Annotated in this window: 22 protein-coding genes; all 22 read left to right on the top strand. The window is 42.2% G+C overall.

Annotated features, from left to right (window positions below; translation table 11 throughout):
* Positions 1–13: 13 nt before the first annotated feature.
* On the top strand, positions 14–481 hold the full coding sequence (locus tag AC25Y6_RS03340) for a chemotaxis protein CheW (RefSeq protein ID WP_488142054.1): 468 nt from the start codon (positions 14–16) through the stop codon (positions 479–481).
* Positions 471–1103: a chemotaxis protein CheC gene (locus tag AC25Y6_RS03335; RefSeq protein ID WP_488142053.1), complete on the top strand. Its 633-nt coding sequence runs from the start codon at positions 471–473 to the stop codon at positions 1101–1103. The genes AC25Y6_RS03340 and AC25Y6_RS03335 overlap by 11 nt, the downstream gene beginning before the upstream one ends.
* 1 nt (position 1104) lies before the next feature.
* A complete protein-coding gene (locus AC25Y6_RS03330; RefSeq protein ID WP_488142052.1) occupies positions 1105–1599 on the top strand; it encodes a chemotaxis protein CheD in 495 nt (164 codons plus the stop codon).
* A gap of 369 nt (positions 1600–1968) precedes the next feature.
* Positions 1969–2751 carry a FliA/WhiG family RNA polymerase sigma factor gene (locus tag AC25Y6_RS03325; protein ID WP_488142112.1) on the top strand — a complete coding sequence of 261 codons (783 nt, stop codon included), beginning with the start codon at positions 1969–1971 and terminating at the stop codon, positions 2749–2751.
* Positions 2748–3047: an RNA polymerase subunit sigma gene (locus AC25Y6_RS03320; protein WP_488142051.1), complete on the top strand. Its 300-nt coding sequence runs from the start codon at positions 2748–2750 to the stop codon at positions 3045–3047. Before AC25Y6_RS03325 ends, AC25Y6_RS03320 begins: the two co-directional genes overlap by 4 nt.
* An 83-nt stretch (positions 3048–3130) precedes the next feature.
* Positions 3131–3565, top strand: coding sequence for a hypothetical protein (locus AC25Y6_RS03315; RefSeq protein ID WP_488142050.1), 435 nt, complete (start codon positions 3131–3133; stop codon positions 3563–3565).
* A 143-nt stretch (positions 3566–3708) separates the two neighbouring features.
* Entirely contained in the window at positions 3709–4437 is a 729-nt protein-coding gene (gene rpsB / locus AC25Y6_RS03310) for a 30S ribosomal protein S2 (RefSeq protein ID WP_482100465.1), read from the top strand.
* Positions 4438–4523: 86 nt separating this feature from the next.
* Positions 4524–5408, top strand: coding sequence for a translation elongation factor Ts (gene tsf / locus AC25Y6_RS03305; protein ID WP_482100466.1), 885 nt, complete (start codon positions 4524–4526; stop codon positions 5406–5408).
* Positions 5409–5484: 76 nt separating this feature from the next.
* Positions 5485–6210, top strand: coding sequence for a UMP kinase (gene pyrH, locus AC25Y6_RS03300; protein WP_482100467.1), 726 nt, complete (start codon positions 5485–5487; stop codon positions 6208–6210).
* Positions 6210–6767, top strand: coding sequence for a ribosome recycling factor (gene frr, locus AC25Y6_RS03295; RefSeq protein WP_482103948.1), 558 nt, complete (start codon positions 6210–6212; stop codon positions 6765–6767). Before pyrH ends, frr begins: the two co-directional genes overlap by 1 nt.
* A 404-nt stretch (positions 6768–7171) precedes the next feature.
* Entirely contained in the window at positions 7172–7966 is a 795-nt protein-coding gene (gene uppS / locus AC25Y6_RS03290; RefSeq protein WP_488142049.1) for an undecaprenyl pyrophosphate synthase, read from the top strand.
* Positions 7963–8757 (top strand): phosphatidate cytidylyltransferase, encoded by a 795-nt coding sequence (locus tag AC25Y6_RS03285; RefSeq protein ID WP_488142048.1) that lies wholly within the window; start codon positions 7963–7965, stop codon positions 8755–8757. Before uppS ends, AC25Y6_RS03285 begins: the two co-directional genes overlap by 4 nt.
* 18 nt (positions 8758–8775) lie before the next feature.
* Entirely contained in the window at positions 8776–9921 is a 1146-nt protein-coding gene (locus AC25Y6_RS03280; RefSeq protein WP_488142047.1) for a 1-deoxy-D-xylulose-5-phosphate reductoisomerase, read from the top strand.
* Positions 9922–9964: 43 nt separating this feature from the next.
* Entirely contained in the window at positions 9965–11230 is a 1266-nt protein-coding gene (gene rseP, locus AC25Y6_RS03275) for an RIP metalloprotease RseP (RefSeq protein WP_482103952.1), read from the top strand.
* A 104-nt stretch (positions 11231–11334) separates the two neighbouring features.
* The gene (locus AC25Y6_RS03270; protein ID WP_488142046.1) at positions 11335–13041 is read left to right on the top strand and encodes a proline--tRNA ligase; all 1707 of its coding nucleotides are present in this window, start codon (positions 11335–11337) and stop codon (positions 13039–13041) included.
* Positions 13042–13109: 68 nt separating this feature from the next.
* Complete coding sequence (locus AC25Y6_RS03265; protein ID WP_482103954.1) at positions 13110–17420, top strand: PolC-type DNA polymerase III; 4311 nt, start codon at positions 13110–13112, stop codon at positions 17418–17420.
* Positions 17421–17779: 359 nt separating this feature from the next.
* Positions 17780–18256 (top strand): ribosome maturation factor RimP, encoded by a 477-nt coding sequence (rimP, locus tag AC25Y6_RS03260; RefSeq protein WP_488142045.1) that lies wholly within the window; start codon positions 17780–17782, stop codon positions 18254–18256.
* Between the two features lie 22 nt (positions 18257–18278).
* Positions 18279–19466, top strand: a complete 1188-nt coding sequence (nusA, locus tag AC25Y6_RS03255; protein ID WP_482100476.1) for a transcription termination factor NusA — start codon at positions 18279–18281, stop codon at positions 19464–19466.
* Between the two features lie 19 nt (positions 19467–19485).
* A complete protein-coding gene (rnpM, locus tag AC25Y6_RS03250) occupies positions 19486–19764 on the top strand; it encodes an RNase P modulator RnpM (protein ID WP_482100477.1) in 279 nt (92 codons plus the stop codon).
* Entirely contained in the window at positions 19761–20138 is a 378-nt protein-coding gene (locus AC25Y6_RS03245; RefSeq protein WP_482100478.1) for a YlxQ family RNA-binding protein, read from the top strand. The genes rnpM and AC25Y6_RS03245 overlap by 4 nt, the downstream gene beginning before the upstream one ends.
* Positions 20086–22575 carry a translation initiation factor IF-2 gene (gene infB / locus AC25Y6_RS03240; protein ID WP_488142044.1) on the top strand — a complete coding sequence of 830 codons (2490 nt, stop codon included), beginning with the start codon at positions 20086–20088 and terminating at the stop codon, positions 22573–22575. The genes AC25Y6_RS03245 and infB overlap by 53 nt, the downstream gene beginning before the upstream one ends.
* Positions 22572–22850: a DUF503 domain-containing protein gene (locus AC25Y6_RS03235; protein WP_482100480.1), complete on the top strand. Its 279-nt coding sequence runs from the start codon at positions 22572–22574 to the stop codon at positions 22848–22850. Before infB ends, AC25Y6_RS03235 begins: the two co-directional genes overlap by 4 nt.
* Positions 22851–22865 lie beyond the last annotated feature (15 nt).

The following is a 22865-nucleotide window of genomic DNA, read 5'->3' as shown; positions in this document are numbered from 1 at the left end:
GGAGGGAACTAGAATGACTGACAAGTTAAATCAGAAAGAAATAAAAGTCATTGTTTTCCAACTAATGGATATGGAGTATGCCATTAATGTTGATGCCGTCCAATCCATCGAGAAAGTATTATCGATTACACGTATACCGAAGACGCCTCCGTATGTCAAAGGTGTCATTAATCTTAGAGGGCTCGTAACACCCATTGTAGACTTGCGTGAAAGGTTTGGACTGGCTACTAGTGAGTTGGACGACAGCACAAGGATAATTATCGTCACATTGGAAGATTATGAAGTCGGACTTATTGTTGACGCCGCAAACGATGTCTTGGATATTCCTGTCGATTCAATCGAACCGCAACCGGAAGTCGTCGGCTCCATTGAATCAGACTTCATATCGGGTGTTGCTAAGGTAGGGAAACACCTTCTAATAATGTTAAACCTAGATAAGCTCCTAGAACCTATTAAGCGGGTGACGACTGATGAACTCTGAAATTTCGATCACTGATATGCATCTAGATGTATTGAAAGAAGTCGGAAATATCGGTGCAGCACATGCAGCAACTTCATTGTCGCAGTTGCTTGATCGCAAAATAGACATGCGTGTTCCGAATGTCGAACTGGTTTCATTTGATGAGATGTTTGAACTCGCCGGAGGCGCAGAAACGATTGTAGCTGGAATATATCTTCGGATTGAAGGGGTTTTGACCGGAAGCATGTTTTTTGTATTACAATTGGATTCCGCTAACCACTTCATAAAGAAACTGATTCAGGACGAAACATTTGATTTTACGTCACCCGAAGTATCGGAAATAGGACTATCTGCAATGCAGGAACTTGGCAATATCCTTTCAGGTTCTTATTTGTCTGCACTCTCTGACTTAACAGGTTTGAAAATTTACCCAACCGTTCCATCTTTGAGTGTTGACATGGTTGGAGCAATTGTCAGCTTTGGCTTAATCGAAGTATCCCAATACAGCGATGAAGTCATTGTCATTGATACGCAAATTCGTGAGGAAGGCATTAATGGAGCCTCGAGCGTTAACGGTCATTTTTTCCTACTCCCTGACCCTTCTTCTTATGGAACGATTTTTCGCTCGTTGGGTGTTTTGTGACATGATTATATTGAAAGAGGTCGTCAGAGTTGGAATTGCAGATATGAATGTTGTCAGGGTACCGAATACAATTCGGACATCTGGACTTGGCTCTTGTGTAGGGGTAGTGTTGTATGATGATAAAAAGAAAATTGCGGGTATGGTACATATAATGCTTCCAGATTCCAGTCTGGGAAAATTAAATAAACAGAACGCTGCTAAATTTGCAGATACGGGCATTTATGCATTGATGGAATTGCTGAAAACGGAAGGGGTCCGCCCGATGGCTTTGAAAGCAAAAATTGCCGGCGGTTCACAAATGTTTCAATTCGGATCAAGCGATACAATTCGAATTGGACCACGTAATGTCGAGGCTGTCAAAAAAGAATTAAAACGGTTGTCCATTCCAATTACAGGGGAGGACACAGGCGGTTCAAGTGGCAGAACGATTGAATTTGACCCTGCACAAACAATTCTTAGCGTCCGAACAGTCAATAAAGCTACTAAAGAGATTTAACAAGGAGATATTAAGTTCCATTTCTCCTTGTTAAAGCCTCCGGCGGATGTCACAGATTTTGAAGGGAGTTATGAGGAAGGCAGTCTAAGTTCGCGACGTCCTGTCGCAAACAGGAAGGATTGAAATACATCCTTCCCCACTGCATGACCTACAAGGAAGGATGCAGTTCAATCCTTCCCCCTGTAGGTCTCAAGCTCAATTCAAAATCTTGACGCAATCACACCGAGGTGTGATTGATTAATAAAAGCGGAATCGTCTGGCCGCTTAGGAATTAAGACGGCGGCTGATCGCTTCAGTCGCCTTTTTTCGTGCTAGTTTGCTATAATAGCAGTAATTATGACAGAATCATCATGGAAAGTGAGGGATTCGATGTCGAAACAGGATTTAATGGAAGAGAATATAGGTTGGGACCTGTGGATTCGTAATCGTGATCCCGAGGCAGGTGACTTACTTGTTCGAAAATACACTCCACTTGTTACCTATCATGTGCAGCGAATCAGCTCGGGATTACCCCGAAATGTTTCACGCGATGATATTATGAGTCTCGGACTTCATGGTTTATTTGATGCATTGACGAAATTCGATCCTGGTAGGGATTTGAAATTTGAAACGTATGCCTCTTTTCGAATTCGCGGGACCATTATTGATGGCTTGCGGAAAGAGGATTGGTTACCGCGTTCTTCAAGAGAGAAATCTAAAAAACAAGAAGAAGAGATTACAAAACTGGAGCAGAAACTGCAACGCCATGCCACTGTAGATGAAATTGCTAGTCATATGGGAATAAGTGTTGACCAGGTATATCAAACTGTCCATGAACATTACTTTTCAAATGTTTTATCAATCGATGAAAAAATGAATGAAGGTGATGATGACGGACACAAATCCTTCGTTATTGTAGATCAGGAATCCAAAACACCGGAGCAAAAAACAATGATGAGTGAATTAATCGGTGACTTGGCAACGAAAATCACCGAACTGAATAAGAATGAGCAGCTAGTATTGGATTTTTTTTATACGGAAGAAATGACACTGACGGAGATTGGAGAGATTCTGAGTTTATCCACATCACGTATTTCTCAAATTCATTCGAAAGCGTTGTTTAAACTTCGCAAACTATTATCATCTGAAATAGTCGATGGAGGGATACTATGAGTTTGAAGGGTATTGAACTGCAAATTGCCATACCAAAAACATTTGATGCTGGTAAGCTAGCAGAACAAAAACACCAGCAAACCCAATTGGACATGGACCATGCCAACTCCCTTACAGAAAGGCAGACTTTAAAGGGAAGAGAGTCCGTGACTGAATTGGAGAATAGCATGAAGACGTCAGCGGATGGTCAATCCCAGGACCAAAGTCAATTGCTGGACGGGGACCGCCAACAAAACGAAGAGGAAGAGAAGACAGTGCACCCGTATAAAGGTTCATTCGTTGACTTTACAGGTTGATTTAAATGACTACAATTTTCTTAGTGTTTTTATTCATCATACAAATAATAAGCTTTTATTTTCTAGCTTTGCTATATACCAAAGTGACTAAGTTCGATGATCTTGAAAAAAAACAACAAAAGCTTATGGTAGAGATGGACAATACAATTGGAGCATATTTATCAGAATTGAAAGATGAGAATGAACGTTTAATAGAACGTCTTTCCGAAAGCGATAGACCGTCTAAGTTTGAAAAGGTTGACAAGAGTACATTTTCTGCAGAAAAAACCGCTGAATCAGAAGAGGTCAATCCTACTTTGCTTGTGAAAAGGCCTAAAATGCCAGTTAATCTTGCATTGAAGTCCTATGCTGCCTCGACCTCACAGAACCTTAAGCAGACCGATGTGATTGAAACGGTAGTGGAGGATGACAGGACGAGGACTTTTGTCCTGCATGACGCCGGTCATTCTGATGAGGAAATTGCAAAGAAACTAGGTAAAGGACTTACGGAAATAGAACTTATCTTGAAATTCCGATGAACTTGTTGCAAATGTAAAAGCTCTATGTTATATTAGCAAGTGGTATTACTACACACGTGCACGGACGTCAGAAATGGTGCCGAGAGGTCGTTCTGTCGGATGAAGTACACGGAGGGAATCAAACCAAACAGGAGGAATAACAAATGTCAGTAATCTCAATGAAACAACTGCTTGAAGCAGGGGTGCACTTCGGTCACCAAACACGTCGCTGGAACCCGAAAATGAAGAAATTTATTTTCGTAGAACGTAACGGTATCTACATCATCGATCTTCAAAAAACGGTGAAGAAATTAGAAGAAGCTTACGCATTCATGCGTCAAGTGGGTGCTGATGGCGGGAAAGTTCTATTCGTCGGTACTAAGAAACAAGCACAAGATGCAATTAAAGAAGAAGCTGAACGCGCTGGAATGTTTTATATTAACCAACGCTGGCTTGGTGGAACACTTACAAACTTTGGTACAATCCAAAAACGTGTTGCACGCATGAAACAAATCGAGAAAATGGAAGAAGACGGTACATTCGACGTACTTCCTAAAAAAGAAGTTGGACAACTTAAAAAACAACACGAACGTCTTGTGAAATTCCTTGGCGGAATCCGTGATATGAAAGCAATTCCAGATGTTATGTTTGTTGTTGACCCACGCAAAGAGCGCATCGCGGTTGCAGAAGCAATTAAATTAAAAATTCCTCTAGTCGGAATTGTTGACACGAACTGTGATCCGGATGAAATCGACTACATCATTCCTGCGAATGATGATGCGATTCGTGCGGTACGTCTGTTAACAAGTAAAATGGCTGACGCTTTGCTCGAATCTAGACAAGGCGAAGACGAAGAAGCGACTCAAGAGGAAACTGTAGTAGCTGCAGAGTAAATCCAGTAAATGAAAAGACGATAAGCGGCTTATACCCTTATCGTCTTTTTTCGGAATTGACGGCTTAATATAGGAGGAATGGAAAAATGAAAATTACAGCACAAATGGTTAAAGAACTGCGTGAAAAAACAGGTACAGGTATGATGGATTGTAAAAAAGCGTTAACTGAAACAAATGGTGATATGGAAGCAGCAATTGACTTCTTACGTGAAAAAGGTCTTTCTAGTTCAGCTAAAAAAGCGGACCGTATTGCAGCAGATGGTACAACATACATCCTTGTTGACGGCAACGAAGCGATTATTTTAGAAGTGAATGCTGAAACTGACTTTGTAGCTAAAAACGAAGGTTTCCAAACACTTGTAAATGAACTTGCTGAGCACATTCTTGCTACAAAACCTGCAACAGTTGAGGAAGCGGTTGAATCGAAATTACCAAACGGATTAACAGTAGCAGATCACATTTCTAATGCTGTTGCTAAAATTGGTGAGAAGATTTCACTACGCCGTTATGAAATCCGTACGAAAACAGACAACGATGCATTTGGTCCATACTTGCACATGGGTGGTCGTATCAGTGTTCTTGTTCTCTTAGAAGGTTCAACTGATTCAGATGCTGCAAAAGATGTTGCGATGCATATTGCTGCATTAAATCCTAAATACGTTTCACGTGATGAAGTTTCTGCTGAGGAAGTTGAACACGAACGTAAAATCCTTACAGAACAAGCACTTAATGAAGGTAAACCTGAAAATATCGTAGCGAAAATGGTCGAAGGCCGCATCGGAAAATATTTCGAAGAGATCTGTGTTCTTGATCAGTCATTCGTCAAAAATTCCGATCAAAAAGTTGGGGACTTCGTAAAATCAACTGGCGGAACATTGAAAGAGTTTATTCGTTACGCTGTTGGTGAAGGAATCGAAAAACCTGAAGATAACTTCGCTGACGAAGTTATGAATCAAGTTAAAGGTAACTGATCCATTATAAAGTAAAATGAGGAACACACGCGTGTGTTCCTCATTTTTTAAGAAAAATAGTAGATGGAGGGTACAAATGAGCATCCCAAAATATAAACGTATCGTCTTGAAATTAAGCGGAGAAGCGCTTGCAGGTGATAAAGGTTTCGGTCTATCGCCAGAAGTTATCAAAACTGTTGCAACGCAAGTGAAAGAAGTTGTCGATCTCGATGTCGAAGTTGCTGTTGTTGTCGGTGGCGGAAATATTTGGCGTGGTAAAGTTGGCAGCGAAATGGGGATGGACCGCGCAACGGCGGATTACATGGGCATGCTTGCTACAGTCATGAATTCCCTCGCTCTACAGGATTCACTAGAAAAAATCGGTGTTGAAACGCGCGTATCGTCATCTATTGAAATGAGACAGGTTGCGGAACCATACATACGCCGGAAAGCTATTCGACATCTCGAAAAAAAACGGGTCGTTATTTTTGCCGCGGGTACAGGGAATCCTTACTTTTCTACAGATACGACAGCAGCACTACGTGCGGCTGAAATTGAAGCAGATGTTATCCTTATGGCAAAAAACAATGTGGATGGTGTCTATTCCGCTGATCCAGCGAAAGATAAAAATGCAGTAAAATACCTAGAACTATCATTTTTGGATGTCATTAACCAAGGACTTGAAGTTATGGATTCAACAGCTTCAACCCTATGTATGGACAACGATATCCCGCTCGTAGTATTCTCTATTATGGAAAATGGAAATATTAAGAGAGCTGTCCTTGGTGAGCCAATCGGGACGGTCGTCAGGAGGAATATATAATGGCAAACGAAGTTATGAACGAAGCGAAAGACCGTATGGAAAAAGCAATTGGTGGATATACAAGAGAACTGGCATCAATTCGTGCAGGGCGTGCAAGCGCTTCTATGCTGGATAGATTAACGGTTGAGTATTATGGTGCATCTACTCCGGTATCACAGATGGCTGGGATTTCAGTACCTGAGGCGCGCCTTCTTGTCATTCAACCATATGACAAAACAATATTGGCTGATATTGAAAAGGCAATCATGAAATCAGATATCGGAATTACACCTTCGAATGACGGGACTGTCATTCGCCTTGCAGTTCCAGCATTGACGGAAGATCGTCGTAAAGAACTAGTGAAGTCTGTGAAAAAAGAAGCTGAAGAAGCAAAAGTTGCAATACGTAATGTTCGTCGTGACGCAAATGAAGGCTTCAAGAAGCTTGAAAAAAGCAGTGAAATTACTGAAGATGAATTACACAGATATGGTGATGAAATTCAGAAGCTGACGGATTCACAGATTTTGCGAATCGATGAAATCGCGAAAGATAAAGAGAATGAAATCATGGAAATCTGATAGAAGAACTTTCTATATTTCTGGACGTCCTAATTTCAGGACGTCTTTTTCTTTTGCTAAGGAAACTATAAAGTTCACGGACCGTGGAAAACCTTAAATAGGCGATATTCCATGTCTGGATTCCAACATCTAGAGGCGAGGATTAGGTTATGAGTCAGTCCAGGCTTATGGTAAATGACGCCGCGATTGCCTGCAGTACGCAGGTTATGGAGTGGAAAGATTGAACTTTATCACTCCTTGTCGCTAACTTAGACAGCCTTCCTTAAGTCGCCTTTTGGCTATAATCTCAGAATAGGTATTTCCGCGTTTGTTCTTTGAACAGCAATAAAAAATGAAATTAACCGTCTAATTTGTTACGATAGAGTATGAACTTGCTCTGACAGTAGCTGAGTGGAGGAAACAATATGCTGGATAAACTTTTTCGGAAAAAAACAGTGGTGCCAGAGGGCTTGTTATTGGACAAAATTGCCAAAATTCAAAGTAGGCCAATCCCTGCCCATGTAGCAATTATTATGGACGGAAATGGAAGATGGGCAAAACAACGTAATTTACCAAGAGTTGCAGGTCACCATGAAGGTATGAAAAAAGTTCGTATAATAACGCGTATTGCAAATGATCTGGGCATTAAAGTACTTACACTCTACGCATTCTCTACAGAAAACTGGAAACGACCGAAACTCGAAATAGATTTCTTAATGAAGTTACCTGGTGAGTTTTTAAGCACATATCTCCCAGAACTAATCGAGCAAAACGTGAAAGTTGAGATGATTGGGAACTTTGATATGTTGCCGACACATACAAAAGATGCAATTAGCAAAGCGATTGAAGAAACGAAACACAACGACGGTTTGACTTTAAATTTCGCCATGAACTACGGAAGCAGACTCGAGCTAGTTGAATCTGTAAAAGAAATTGCTGAACTCATTGCGGACGGTTCTATTAAACCTGAAGATATTGATGAAACACTCATCGGTTCCCATCTAATGACTGCCCATTTACCGGAACCAGACCTGCTAATCCGAACTAGCGGTGAAGTAAGATTGTCTAATTTCATGTTATGGCAGTTGGCATATGCTGAGTTTTCTTTCACTGATGTGTTATGGCCAGATTTTGATGACATATGCATGTTGAATGCAATCGAAGAATTCCAACTGAGAAATAGGCGGTTTGGAAGTGTGGAAGGGAATGGGGACGTTTGAAACAAAGGATAATGACTGCAATCGTTGCGTTAATTTTATTCGTTCCGCTAGTCATCATGGGAGGAATACCATTCACAATTGCGGTATATGTAATTGCAACAATTGGACTATACGAGCTATTGCGAATGAAAGACATACATCTATTTTCAATTGAAGGTTTTTTGACATGGATAGCGCTAGCAGTATTATTAATGCCTGCAGTTACCAGTGACAATCTATTTGAAATGATTGGCTATACAAAAATCGAATTGACATTCGCCATTGTACTTATTTTATTAATCTATACTGTCATTGTTAAAAATCGGTTTACGTTCGACCATGCAGCGTTTTCTGTTTTGGGCGCATTATATGTTGGAATCGGGTTTTATTATTTGATTGAAACACGGGTTTATGGAATCGAATATGTCGTATATGCACTAATGGTGATTTGGACAACTGATTCGGGTGCTTATTTCATAGGCAGAAAAATAGGGAAGCGTAAGCTATGGCCAGAAATATCCCCGAATAAGACCGTTGAGGGTTTTATTGGCGGAGTATTGTCCGCAGTTGTCTTTGCATTCATCTTTCAATACTTCTTCCCGGTAGCTTCAACTTACATAATACTTATTGTAGTGACAATTATAGCCTCAATTATTGGACAACTGGGTGACCTTGTCGAATCAGCACTAAAGAGGCATTTCGAGGTGAAAGACTCAGGACAACTTCTGCCTGGTCATGGTGGGATCCTAGACAGGTTCGACAGTCTCCTTTTCGTTTTGCCATTGCTTCATTTCTTACACTTCGTGGGTTAACGGAAAGGATGTCTTATGATGAAGAATATTAGTTTATTAGGTGCTACAGGATCCATTGGTTTACAGACGCTCGATATCATCGGTTCGAACCCTGAGAAATTTAAGCTCGTATCTTTTTCGGCTGGTTTGAATATTGATAAGGTACGGGAAATTGTTTCTGCGTTTCAACCGAAAACGGTATCGGTAATAAGACGAGAAGATGCTGAGAAGTTGCAAGCTGAATTCCCGAGTAGTCACTTTTTATACGGCGAAGCGGGTTTGATTGAAATCGCAGGGCACACAGGCGCTGACATTTTGGTTAACTCAGTTATTGGAAGTGTGGGACTCAAACCTACACTTGAAGCAATACGTGCGGGAATTACAATTGCTATCGCCAACAAGGAAACGCTTGTAGCAGCCGGGGATGTCGTTATGAATGAAGCTCGTAAACATGGTGTACCCATTTTACCGGTAGATAGTGAACATTCAGCGCTTTTCCAAGCATTGAATGGAGAAAATCCTAAACGTGTCTCTCGGCTTATTTTGACGGCGTCAGGAGGGAGTTTCAGGGATCTTACAAGAGATGAACTTACAAATGTGACCTTAGAACAGGCACTTGCTCATCCGAATTGGTCTATGGGGAACAAATTAACAATAGATTCAGCGACAATGATGAACAAAGGTCTTGAAGTAATCGAAGCCCATCATCTTTTTGGAATGCCTTATGAAAGAATAGATTGTTTGCTTCATAAGGAAAGTATTATCCATTCCATGGTTGAGTTCGAAGATACAAGTATTATGGCTCAACTGGGGTCACCAGATATGCGAGTTCCTATTCAGTACGCCTTAACGTTTCCAGATCGAATCCCAATGCAAAACGCAAAACCGCTTCGTCTTGAGGAGATTGGCAAGCTCCATTTCGAAAAAATGGATTTGGTCCGTTTCAAAGCATTGGCGCTTGCCTATGCAGCCGGTAAAGAGGGTGGGACAATGCCAGCAGCCATGAATGCAGCGAATGAAGTAGCGGTATCGCTGTTCATGAATGGACGCATACCTTTTGTACAGATTGAAGACATTATTGAACGAGTGATGGACACGCATCAAACAAGTTCTGCTCTGGAACTAGAATCGATTTTAGAAACGGATTCACTGACTCGAAAAATGGTGTATGCTATGATAGAATAAGTTTTTTAGAAAAGGCCAATAAGGTCAGTGAAGGTGGTTTTTCATGGAAACCGTTATAGCGTTTATCATCATATTCGGTTCTTTGGTCTTTTTTCATGAACTAGGACATTTCCTGTTTGCGAAAAAGGCGGGAATCATGGTGCGCGAATTTGCAATTGGATTCGGCCCTAAAATTATTGGAATTCAAAAAGGTGAAACTTTATATACAATCCGACTTCTGCCGCTTGGCGGTTATGTCAGAATGGCAGGAGAAGATTTCGATACGGTTGAATTACAACCGGGTTATCGCGTTGGTCTCCTGATTAATGCTTCTAATGAAGTTGAGAAAATTTATTTGAACCGTAATGTTGCAAATCCGGATGTTCTGTTTCTGGAAACAGAATCCTCAGATTTGGAAAAAGAACTATTCATTGAAGGATATGATGATGAAGGGCAGCTAGTACGTTATAACGTATCTAGAAAGGCTATCATTTTTGAGAAGGGGCAGAAGACACTTATTGCCCCATACGACCGTCAATTTGAATCGAAATCTGTTGGCGCTCGTGCGATGGCAATATTTGCAGGTCCTATGTTTAACTTTATTTTATCTTTCTTCATATTCCTTGCAATCGGTTTGTTACAAGGCGTTCCAACATATGAACCTATTATTTCGGACGTCATAAGTGAGGGTTCCGCGCAAAAAGCTGGAATGCAAGATGGAGATTATGTCAAAGCAGTTGACGGCAATCCAATTAGCACATGGCAGGAGTTTGCTGCTATCATTCAAGAGAGTGCCGGCGTGCCTCTCCAATTTGAAGTGGATCGAAGCGGCGATTTGCTGACGCTGGATGTTGTGCCAGACACAGTTAAAGTTAAAGAGTCGGGAGAAGAAATCGGCCAAATCGGTGTGCGCTATACAAGCCCGGTGATTAAAAATCCGCTGAAAGCAGTTCAATATGGAGCGGAAGAAACGGTAACTTGGTTTGTCAGGATATTTGAATTACTGGGTATGCTTGTAACAGGTAAGTTCACAATTGACGCTTTATCGGGTCCAGTTGGCATTTACAAAGCGACGGAGGAAGTCGCGCAATACGGCGTATACCAACTCATGAACTGGGCAGCAATCTTAAGCATTAACCTTGGAATTATGAACCTACTACCATTACCAGCACTTGACGGTGGAAGGTTGTTGTTCTTCTTACTGGAAGCCATTCGCGGCAAGCCAGTCGACAAACAAAAAGAAGGAATGGTACATTTTGTCGGGATTATGCTCCTGATGGTACTAATGCTCGTTGTAACCTGGAATGATATACAGCGCTTTTTCTTCTAATGAAAGTAGTAAAAGTAGACATACAGCTCTGAAGCAATTCAGGGCGTTGACGTCTAGCCAATAGTTCAGGATTTCAAAAACATTACTTGAGGTGGGAAACATAGATGAAACAATCACGAACATTCATACCAACAATGCGTGAAGTACCTTCTGACGCTGATATTATTTCACATCAATTACTCTTACGTGCAGGATTTATCCGGCAAAATACGAGTGGGGTATATTCCTTCCTTCCACTTGGCACTAAAGTGATTCGGAAGATTGAATCGATTATCCGCGAAGAAATGGAAGCGATTGAAGCCGTAGAAGTATTGATGCCTGCTTTGCAACAAGCCGAACTTTGGCAGGAAACGGGAAGATGGTTTAATTACGGACCTGAGTTGTTTAGACTGAAAGATCGTCATAATAGAGAATTTGCTCTAGGAGCAACGCATGAAGAAGTGATTACTTCCCTCGTCCGTGACGAAGTGAAATCCTATAAGAAGTTACCGCTTACGATGTTCCAGATTCAAACAAAGTTTAGAGACGAACAGCGTCCACGTTTTGGCCTTCTTCGAGGACGCGAATTCATCATGAAAGATGCGTATTCTTTCCATGCGACAGAAGAAAGTCTTGACGAGAAATACCAGGAAATGAAACAAGCCTATGTGAACATCTTCACAAGACTAGGCCTCGATTTCCGTGCTGTTTTAGCGGATGGTGGTTCAATCGGTGGGACAGATACGCATGAATTTATGGCGCTATCTGATATCGGTGAAGACACCATTGCATATAGTGACGCATCATCATATGCAGCCAATGTTGAAATGGCTGAAGTTAATATGGCATATGAAAAGATTGATGAAGACTTACAAGAGGTCGAGAAAGTTGCAACTCCCGAACAACGTACGATTAGCGATGTAGCTACGTTTTTGGACGTTGACGCATCGCGTATCATTAAAACGCTTGTTTTTAAAGCAGATGATGAACTAATTGCAGTGCTGTGCCGTGGGGATTATGAAATTAATGATATCAAGCTTAAAAACGCGCTTGGTGCAACACTTGTGGAACTTGCTAGCGAGGTTGAGGTTCAAGAACTTCTTTCTTGTGAAGTCGGTTCAATCGGTCCTGTTAAATTGCCAATTGATCTTAAAGTAATTGCAGATCACTCAGTTGCGTCCGTCGTGAATGGTGTCTGCGGCGCGAACGAAGATGGATTCCATTTAACGAACATCAATCCTGAACGCGATTTTGCAGTTGATCGCTATGCGGATCTTCGATTCATCCACGAAGGAGATATTTCTCCAGATGGAACTGGTACAATTAAGTTCGCTAAAGGAATTGAACTTGGACATATCTTTAAGCTAGGGACGACTTACAGCGAACCGATGGAAGGAACATTCCTTGATGAGAACGGCAGGGCTAAACCGTATATTATGGGTTGTTACGGTATTGGTGTATCCCGTATACTTGCAGCAGTCGCAGAACAGTTCAATGACGAGAATGGTTTGAAATGGCCTAAGAAAATTGCCCCATTTGATATCCATCTCATTACTGTGAATGTCAAAGATGACAGTCAGAAAGAATTGGCCGATGAATTATATACTATTTTGGAATCTTACAGATATGATGTTCTCTATGATGATCGCCCTGAACGTGTGGGAGTCAAATTCGCTGATTCAGATTTGATTGGCTTGCCAGTCCGGATTACAGTTGGAAAGAGAGCTTCTGAAGGAATTGTTGAAGTTAAATTCAGACAAACTGGTGAATCGACTGAATGGCAAAAAGAAGAACTTACCGAAAAACTACAGGCGTACTTCACAGCGGAATAAGTTAGAGGAGGGAAGGCCGCACATCGGTACTTCCCTTCTTTTTCACTAATGAAAGATTGGAGAGGCTTATGGACGCTTTAAATAAATTATATATATTGTTACAGCAAATCGGAATGACAGATGACCAATTTGTCATCCACTTTGAAAATGCAGAACTGAACCGTGTGAACATTCACCGGAAATCAAGAGTGTGGCAATTCAATATAACTTTAAATAAGCCACTACCGGTAGATATATATACAATTTTTTCTCAGCGCATCAATGAAACATTCTCTGCTATCGCAACGGTCAAGATTCATATATCGTCTGAAACCCAAGATGTGGACAACAAGTTAATCACAGACTATTGGCCGTTTATTATTGAAGAAATGAGCGACATGTCGCCACCGATTAGAGAGCGGCTGATAAGCCAAAAGCCGGTTATGCAAGGTGGTAAAATGACGCTACTTTGTACAAGTGATATGGAACTGCAAACGATGAAAAGTAAATACGCTTCTATCATTTCGGATGTCTACACTTCATTCGGTTTTCCAAGACCTGCCGTCGATTTCAAATTGACAGAGGAAGATAGTGGTGCCATAGATGCGCGTAAAGCATTTGTTGCACAACGTGATGCAGAAGAAGAAGCGTATGGTCAAAAAGCGTTAGCTGATTTGAAACTGCGTGAAACAACCAAGAAGGAAAATGGTAATGTTTCTGGACCATTCAGACTTGGTACACCTATCAAACCTGACGAGCCAATGTTGGAAATTCAACAAATTCAAGATGAAGAACGCCGAGTGACAATTGAAGGGTATGTGTTTGATACGGACGTGCGTGAATTGCGCAGCGGAAGGTCACTCCTGACAATCAAAGTGACCGATTACACGGATTCCATTCTTGTGAAAATGTTCTCGCGGGATGATGAAGATGCAGAAATGATGAAGACTTTGAAAAAAGGAGCCTGGATTCGTGCGCGTGGAGGTATTCAAAACGATACATTCGTACGCGACCTTATTATGATGGCTCAAGATGTTATGGAAGTATCACCTATTATAAGACAGGACAAAGCACCAAAGGATCGTAAACGCATTGAACTACATGCACATACAACGATGAGTCAGATGGATGCAGTTGTCTCCGCAACAGCTCTTGTTGAACAAGCAGCAAAATGGGGACATCCTGCCATCGCGATTACAGATCACGCGAACGTTCAATCATTTCCGGAAGCTTATTCTGCAGGAAAGAAAAATGGCGTAAAAGTTATTTTTGGACTGGAAGCATATTTAGTGGATGACGGAGTACCGATTGTTTTTGAAGAACAACACCGGAAGCTTGAAGAAGATACATATGTTGTATTTGACGTTGAGACGACAGGGCTTTCTGCGGTATATGACACCATTATCGAACTGGCTGCGGTCAGATTGAAAAACGGTGAGATTGTTGAAACGTTTGAGAGGTTCTCAAATCCGCATCATCCCCTGTCATCTACCACTACAAAACTTACTGGTATTACAGATGAAATGGTAAAAGATGCACCGGAAATCGGGGATGTCGCGAAGGATTTTATTGAGTTTATAGGAGATTCAATTCTTGTTGCACACAATGCAAAATTCGATATGGGCTTCTTTTACGAAGCATGTAAGAAATCTAGTTTAGAAGCAGCTGCTTATCCCGTCATAGATACGCTTGAACTCGCTCGCTTCCTTTATCCGGAAATGGGGAATCACCGGTTGGGTACGTTGGCGAAAAAGTTTGGAATCGAGCTGACACAGGCTCACCGGGCCATTTATGATACCGAAGCAACTGCCCATCTATTTTTACGTTTGTTGAAGGATGCGCAAGAGAAAGGCATCGAATACTTGGATGATTTTAATCGCCATATTGGTAAAGGTGATTCTTACAAACGAGCGAGGCCGTCGCATTGTACACTATTAGCAACGGATGACGAAGGGTTGAAAAATTTATTTAAACTCGTGTCTTATTCCCATATGGATTATTTTTACCGGGTTCCACGCATTCCGCGTTCTTTACTCGTCAAGTATCGAAAAGGTTTGCTCGTCGGCTCTGGTTGCGACAAAGGGGAAGTGTTCGAGGGGCTGATGCAGAAACCGATGGATGAGGTAGAGGAGATTGCAAAGTTTTATGATTACCTTGAAGTCCATCCCAAACCGGTTTACTCACATCTCTTAGAACTTGAATTGATTCGCGATGAGTGGAACATGGAAGATATCATGCGAAAAATGATCAAACTCGGGAAAAATACTGGTCTCCCGGTATGTGCAACGGGGAATGTCCATTATATTGACGAAACGGATGCAACTTTCCGTCAAGTGCTTGTTAGATCGCAAGGGGGAGCCAATCCCATGAACAGGCACTCACTACCTGCGGTCCAATTTCGGACAACCGATGAAATGCTTGAGGAGTTCGCGTTTCTTGGAGAAGAAATCGCGCAGGAAATAGTCATTGATAATCCACATGCCATTTTGGAGAGAATCGGTGAGGTAAAACCGATTAAAGATGACTTATACACGCCGACCATTGAAGGGGCGGACGATGACGTTCGAGAATTGACATATTCGATGGCACATGCAATATACGGTGAGCAGTTACCCGAAATCATCGAGGCACGCATTGAAAAAGAGTTAAAGTCAATCATTGGTCATGGGTTTGCGGTCATATATCTAATATCCCATAAACTTGTAAAGAAATCACTGGATGACGGGTATCTTGTGGGATCTCGGGGATCCGTTGGTTCTTCACTAGTCGCAACACTGATGGAGATAACTGAAGTGAACCCAATGCCGCCGCATTATGTTTGTCCTACGTGTAAAGTTGCGGAGTTTTTCGATGATGGGTCCGTCAGTTCAGGCTACGATTTACCTGATAAAATGTGTCCAGCATGCAAGACCGCTTTCAAAAAAGATGGTCAAGATATACCGTTCGAAACTTTCCTAGGTTTTAATGGCGATAAAGTTCCGGATATCGATTTAAATTTCAGCGGTGATTATCAAGGGAAGGCACATAACTATACGAAGGAACTTTTTGGCGAAGATTTTGTCTATCGCGCAGGGACAATCGGTACGGTTGCGGAAAAGACTGCTTATGGTTACGTCCGTGGTTATATGAATGACAACAATTTGAATTTCCGTGGAGCAGAAATAGACCGACTCGTACAAGGTTGTTCAGGAGTTAAACGGAATACAGGGCAGCATCCAGGTGGAATAATCGTTGTTCCTGATGATATGGAAATATTTGATTTCACGCCTATCCAATTTCCTGCGAATGACTTGAATTCAAGTTGGAAGACGACTCATTTTGACTTCCATTCAATCGACAACAACTTGTTGAAACTTGATATTCTAGGTCACGATGATCCAACAATGATTAAGATGTTGCAAGATCTCTCGGGAATTGATCCATTGACGATTCCACCGGATGATGAAGGAGTCATGCAATTATTCAGTGGTACGACTTCACTTGGTGTCACACCGGAACAAATCGGATGTAAAACAGGAACGCTAGGCGTACCTGAATTCGGAACGAGATTTGTACGCCAGATGCTTGAAGAAACAAAACCATCAACATTTTCGGAACTGATTCAGATTTCAGGGCTTTCCCATGGAACTGATGTCTGGTTAGGCAACGCACAGGAATTGATTCAAAATAAGACATGCGAACTTTCCGATGTTATCGGTTGCCGGGATGATATAATGGTGTACTTAATCTATCAAGGGTTAGAACCTTCGATGGCATTTAAAATTATGGAATCTGTTCGTAAAGGTAAGGGACTTACTCCTGAGTTTGAGGCGGAAATGAAGGTTCAGGGTGTGCCGCACTGGTACATTGAATCATGTAAAAAAATTAAATATATGTTCCCGAAAGCGCACGCAGCGGCCTATGTACTAATGGCACTGCGCATCGCATATTTCAAAGTGCATCATCCGATACTATACTATGCAACGTATTACACAGTACGGGCGACTGATTTCGATTTGTTGACGATGACGAAAGGTTCTGCCTCCATACGAGCACAAATTAAAGAGATTAACGTTAAAGGCCTGGATGCAACACCAAAAGAGAAAAGCTTATTAACCGTACTTGAAATTGCGCTTGAAATGTGGGAGCGCGGAATTACCTTGGCGAGACCTGACTTATACAAATCTGATGCAGCGACATTCCTAATTGAAGGTAACACACTAATTCCTCCGTTCAATGCCGTCCCGTCTCTTGGGACGAATGTAGCTAATTCGATCGTAGAAGCCAGGAAAGATGGAGAGTTTCTTTCAAAAGAGGATTTCCAGCAGCGTGGCCGTGTTTCGAAGACAATTGTCGAGTATATGGACACTTTAGGTTGTTTGGAAGGAATGCCTGAGGCGAATCAACTTTCCCTCTTCTAGCACATTATTTGCTACATCATTTATCCTATGGTATGATGGGAACAACTTTTGTAATAGTCTTGCGCAAAAAGAGTGGGATTTCCCGCTCTTTTCTGTTGTTCTGTACTGTTTTTTACCAAAGTCGGAGGGGAGTCTAAATTCATTTTCGGCTTTGGTTAAAGCTTCCGGCGGATGCCACGGATTTTGTAGGGAAGTTAATCGTGCACGTAGCTGCATGATGCAGGTTGGTTGGCTAGGTGGAATTGAGTTTTAATCCCCCTGGTTGTCGCAGAGATGCGACGTTTCTAGACTGACTTCTCTACTTAATCTGGTCGCAAATACGCCGAGGCGTATTTGATTACTATTTCGGGAGGGGTAAGATGAGCAATATTACGGAAGAAGTCGAAAAACTCGTTATTCCAATTGTTACAGAACTGGACTTGGAACTTGTCGACGTGGAATTTATAAAAGAAGGCAGAGATTGGTTTCTACGAGTCTATATTGATACACCTAACGGGAGCATCGATATTGAGCAATGTTCTCAGGTGAGTGAAAAGTTAAGTGAAGAACTTGATCGTACTGATCCGATTCCACAAAACTATTTCCTAGAAGTATCATCACCTGGTGCAGAGCGTCCGTTGAAGAAGGAAGAAGACTTCCTAAAAGCAATTGGACAATTCGTATTCATTAAGACGTACGAGGCCATCGATGGCATGAAAGAATTCGAAGGTTATCTGTTAGCATACGGTCCTGAAGGCGCAGAAGTTGAAGTAAGTATTAAAACAAGAAAATTGACGGTCGTTATTGACAAGGAAAAAATCGCATTTGCCCGTTTGGCAATTGACTTTTCCGCATAATTGAATAGTAGGAGTGATTAATATGAGTAGTGATCTACTCGATGCATTGACTGCCCTTGAAAAACAAAAAGGTATTTCAAGGGATGTCTTGGTAGAAGCGATTGAAGCGGCACTAGTAACTGCATATAAACGAAATTTCAATCAGGCGCAGAACGTGCGAGTTGACTTGAATCTTGATAAAGGGACGATGAAAGTTTATTCCAGAAAAGATGTCGTCGAAGAGGTTGAAGATGATCGTTTACAAATCAGTCTTGAAGATGCACATAAAATCAATCCTGCCTACGAACTTGAAGATATTGTTGAGGAAGAAGTAACTCCGCGCGATTTTGGTCGCGTTGCTGCGCAAACTGCTAAGCAGGTTGTCACACAGCGAGTGCGGGAAGCCGAGCGCGGTATCATCTTTGAGGAGTACGTCGACAGAGAAGATGATATCGTCAACGGTATTGTTGAACGGCTTGACGCTCGTAACTTATATGTCGGCCTCGGTAAAGTGGAGGCTGTATTGCCGGTTGGTGAACAGATACCGACTGAAACCTATCAGCCCCATGACCGAATCAAAGTGTATATTACAAAAGTTGAACGTACATCACGCGGTCCGCAAGTGTTTGTCTCAAGAACACATCCCGGACTTCTCCGTAGATTGTTTGAAGTTGAAGTGCCTGAAATCTTTGAAGGAATCGTAGAAATCAAATCGATTGCACGAGAAGCGGGAGACCGTTCCAAAATTTCAGTTCATACGAATAATGATGCAGTAGATCCGGTCGGTTCATGTGTAGGTGCAAGAGGTGCCCGGGTACAATCGATTTCAAATGAACTGAATGGCGAGAAAATTGATATCGTCGAATGGTCCGAGGATCCGGCTATATTTGTGGCAAATGCACTTAGTCCTTCGAAAGTAATTGATGTTCAGGTAAACGAAGAAGATCGATCTACCACTGTTGTGGTTCCTGACTATCAATTGTCACTTGCAATAGGTAAGCGCGGACAGAACGCGAGACTCGCGGCTAAGATGACTGGTTGGAAAATCGACATTAAGAGTGAAACGGATGCACGTGAACTAGGAATTTATCCGCCAGCTTTCAAAGAGCCGATTGAAGAGAGTCTGTTAGAAGAAGAGTCAACTGAAATCGATCCATATTTTGTTGAGGATGATGCTACAGAAATTAGTAGTACTGATTCAATCGATCTGTATACGGACAACGAAAACTGAAAAGAAAGGATGAGCACACATGACAAACATGAAAAAAGTTCCTTTACGTAAATGTGCGGCGACTGGCGGTATGTTCCCGAAAAAGGAAATGATTCGTATCGTCCGCCCAAAAGAAGGGGAAGTTTCAGTCGATCTCACTGGCAAGAAGTCAGGCCGTGGGACATATGTGTCTAAATCCGAAGAAGCAGTTGAATCCGCGCGTCGTAACAGATCGATTGAAAGCCAGCTTGGAACAGCTGTACCTGAACAGGTATACGATGATCTTCTTCATGCTATCCGCCGGGAGGCATTAAAATGACAGATCCGAAAAGGATTTATCAAATGCTTGGAATGGCGGCTAGAGCAAGGATGCTTATCATGGGTGAAGATTTGGTTGTACGGGAAATCCGTTCCGGCAACGCGCGTCTAGTAATTGTTTCAGAAGATGCATCTAAAAATACAATGAAAAAGTTAACTGATAAAAGTACGTTTTACAACGTTGAGAAGCATGTCTTCGGGAATCGAGAAGAGCTCGGGCATGCAGTTGGGAAAGAGTCACGGGTAGTACTTGCCCTAACGGATGCTGGTTTTGCCAGAAAAATATCCGGGCTACTCAACGAATATAACCGGGGGTGGACTAATGACGAAAATTCGAGTACACGAATATGCGAAAAAAGTGAATCGGTCGAGTAAAGAAGTTATTGATGAATTAGGAAAGATAAATGTGAGTGTGTCAAATCATATGTCAACAATTGATAATGATGTAATTATGAAACTGGATAGTAAATTTGGAGGCAATGTGAATAAACCAAATGCTCCTAAAGTATATCCAAAAGCTGCTGAACGAAAAGAAACGCCAAAAGCTGCGCAATCTACTAGCGGCAACCGTCCAGCGCAAAGTTCAACAGGCGGCAACCGTCCATCACAAGGTTCAACAGGCGGCAACCGTCCATCACAAGGCTCAACAGGTGGCAACCGCCCGTCACAAGGCTCTACAGGCGGCAACCGTCCGTCACAAGGCTCAACAGGTGGCAACCGTCCAGCACAAGGCTCAACAGGTGGCAACCGTCCAGCACAAGGCTCGACAGGTGGCAACCGTCCAGCACAAGGTTCGACAGGTGGCAACCGTCCGGCGCAAGGCTCGACAGGTGGCAACCGTCCAGCACAAGGCTCAACAGGTGGTAACCGTCCGGCGCAAGGAGCGCCAGGTGGTCAAAATCGGCCAAGTTCTGGCGGACCAAGCCGACCGGCAGGCGGAGCACCTAACCGCTCAGGTGGAGGTCGTGGTGGACGTCCACCAGCACGTGGTATAAACCAAGGGCGTAGAAGATACCGTCCGGCTAACCCGATTCCGAAGGTGGAGAAACCATTACCGGAAAAAATTACTTACTATGAGTCGCTTTCAGTAGCAGAACTTGCGAATAAACTAGGTCGTGAGCCATCCGCTATTATTAAAAAACTATTCATGCTTGGTATTATGGCTACAATCAACCAAGAACTAGACAAAGATGCGATTGAACTTATCTGCGCAGACTACGAAGTTGAAGTAGAAGAAGAAATTCGTATTGATGTAACTGATCTTGAAACATATTTTGAAGAACATGAAGAAGTTGCGACTGAACTAATTGAACGTCCACCAGTTGTAACAATCATGGGTCACGTAGACCATGGTAAAACAACACTTCTGGATTCGATTCGACATACAAAAGTTACGCAAGGCGAAGCGGGTGGAATTACTCAACATATTGGTGCATACCAAATTGAAGAGAATGGCAAGAAAATAACTTTCCTTGACACACCAGGTCACGCAGCATTTACGACAATGCGTGCACGTGGAGCAAAAGTGACTGATATTACAATTCTAGTTGTTGCAGCGGATGATGGTGTTATGCCACAAACGATTGAAGCCATCAACCATGCAAAAGCGGCTGATGTTCCGATTATCGTTGCAGTAAATAAAATGGATAAACCTTCTGCAAATCCCGATCGTGTTATGCAAGAATTGACAGATCAGGGTCTTGTAGCTGAAGCTTGGGGCGGCGATGCAATATTCGTACCAATTTCAGCGTTGAAAGGTGAAGGGATTGACCAGTTGATAGAAATGGTCCTTCTCGTTGCTGAAGTTGCTGAACTCAAAGCGGATCCAAAAATCCGTGCACGCGGAAGTGTTATTGAAGCATCTCTTGACAAAGGACGCGGAGCCGTTGCAACGCTTCTTGTACAAGACGGAACACTTCATATTGGAGACCCAATTGTTGTAGGTAACACATACGGTCGTGTTCGCGCAATGGTGAGTGATATCGGCCGCCGTGTGAAAGAAGCAGGACCATCTACACCGATCGAAATTACTGGGCTAAGCGACGTACCACAAGCCGGAGATCGTTTTGTTGTCTTTGAAGATGAAAAAACAGCACGTCAAATCGGAGAAACAAGAGCCGGTGAAGCGCTGCAAGATCAACGTGTTGAGAAAACGCGTGTCACGCTCGATAACCTGTTCGATCATATGAAACAGGGTGAAATTAAAGAATTGAACTTAATCGTTAAAGCGGACGTACAAGGTACGGTTGAAGCGATGGCCTCTTCACTTATGAAAATTGAAGTCGAAGGTGTTAACGTGAAAATTATCCATACAGGTGCCGGCGCGATTAATGAATCTGATATATCTCTTGCTGCTGCTTCGAATGCTATCGTTATCGGATTTAACGTTCGTCCTGACGTCAATGCGAAACGTGCGGCGGACGAAGAAGGCGTAGACATTCGACAACACCGTGTTATCTATAAAGTAATTGAAGAAATAGAATTGGCAATGAAGGGTATGCTAGACCCTGAATACGAAGAAAAAGTTATCGGACAAATTGAAGTGCGCGAAACAATTAAAGTGTCTAAAATCGGTACGATTGCGGGAAGCTATGTAACGAGTGGTAAAATTACTCGTGATTCAAGCGTTCGTATTGTTCGCGACAACATCGTCATTTTCGAAGGTGAAATTGATACTTTGAAACGCTTTAAAGATGATGCAAAAGAAGTGGCAAAAGGATACGAATGTGGTATTACAATCAAGAACTTTGATGATATACATGTTGGTGATGTCATTGAAGCATTCATTATGGAAGAAATTAAACGAGTATGATTGTCTATGCGGAATGTTCATTCTTCATTCCGATGGCTGCTTCTCTAAAAGACAAGCGGTCAGTTTTGAAACGGATGACAGACAGAGTGAAAAATGCTTATAATGTCTCCATTGCAGAAATAGATCATCAAGATTTGTGGCAACGTACAACAATCGCTCTAGTTGCCGTGGCTTCATCAAAAGATGCAGCTGAGCGTGAAGTTAGACGAGCGATACGGTTCCTGGAGTCAAATCCGGACTGGGAATTATCCAACTTGACGCTTGACCATTATTAATACAGGATTGGGGTG

This window comes from Sporosarcina sp. Y1004 (assembly GCF_057669665.1).
This window is presented reverse-complemented; position numbering and strand designations above follow the sequence as displayed.